This is a genomic window from Tissierella sp., from assembly GCF_052089545.1.
Lineage (GTDB): Bacteria > Bacillota > Clostridia > Tissierellales > Tissierellaceae > Tissierella_A.
On the sequence record NZ_JBQDAA010000183.1, the window covers coordinates 1 to 1,116 of the forward strand.

At 28.8% G+C, this 1,116-nt stretch carries 2 protein-coding genes; both read right to left on the reverse strand.

Annotated features, from left to right (window positions below; translation table 11 throughout):
- Positions 1 to 514 (reverse strand): hypothetical protein (locus tag ACTHW2_RS10970; protein ID WP_442263960.1); only part of this gene is annotated, 514 nt, incomplete at its 3' end.
- 106 nt (positions 515 to 620) lie between these two features.
- On the reverse strand, positions 621 to 1,116 hold a 496-nt coding region (locus tag ACTHW2_RS10975), incomplete at its 5' end, for a TasA family protein (protein WP_442263961.1).

Consider the following 1,116-nt stretch of genomic DNA (forward strand, 5'->3'; position numbering starts at 1 on the left):
CTTCTACCATTTCAGATTGTGCTGTAAATATCCACTGATTTTCTACAGTCTTACATTGAAATTCATTTCCTGTTTCTGGGCCAGGAAGGGTTACAGTCATATCTAATTTTGTAACATTACCAGTTTCCAGTTTTCCAAGTAGTATATTATCATTTGCAAAATCTTTCATGGATCCTTCATATAATAAATTTCCTTCATAAGATATTTTGAGTATAAGTTGTGCTAATAAATCTACTTCTTCTGCTTCCCCTATTCTTTCTTGCCTCATATATATATTGAAAGGACTTTCATAGTTGTTTCTTATTGTAATAGTCCCATTCTTTACATCACCAGGATTTAAATTGTCAAAGTCAAAAAACTTTTCGTCGCTTGGTACTACATCTAGACCCTCATCATTTCCTATAACTTGAATCTGATCATCTGCATATATTAAATTATTCATAAATATCATATTAAAAATTAAGAAAGTGAATATGAATACTGGAATAAATATCAATTTAATTTTTTTATACACTTATTATTCCCTCCTTTATGAATTATTTTTTATTAAAGGCATATGGTATATATTATACATATGCCTTTAATAATTTATTTGTTATTATTTCTAATTTACTTATTATTTAGTCAATAGGATTATTATTATCAATATTTGGTAAGAAATCAACTTCCCATTCAGCTGCTGCTGCTCCATTAGTTGCTTGGATTGCTTCTGCTTTAATTGTTATATCAAGTTTAGCACCTTGATAATCATCATTCATTGATGCTCCATCAAAACAAATTTTATTATCTTTGAATAAAGGTTTAGTTTTTCCTTCTTTTTCTACTATTTTCATGTAATAGAAATATCCATCATGCTCTTCCCAATTTTCACCTAATTCATATATTACTGGTTCTAAACTTAATCCTGATTCATCAGCAAATGCTATATCTTTTTTAATTCTTATTAATGCTTTCTTTGTTCCAGTATTTTCAACATATACTTCCTTTTCATAACAATCGCCAGGGTTTACATTTGGAGCACCTTCAAAGTTGTCCACTAGATTAATTTTTACTGTTCCTGCTGTAAATTCATTTACTACTTCTTCTGATGTTGCTGTAAACCATGCAAAAGTTCCT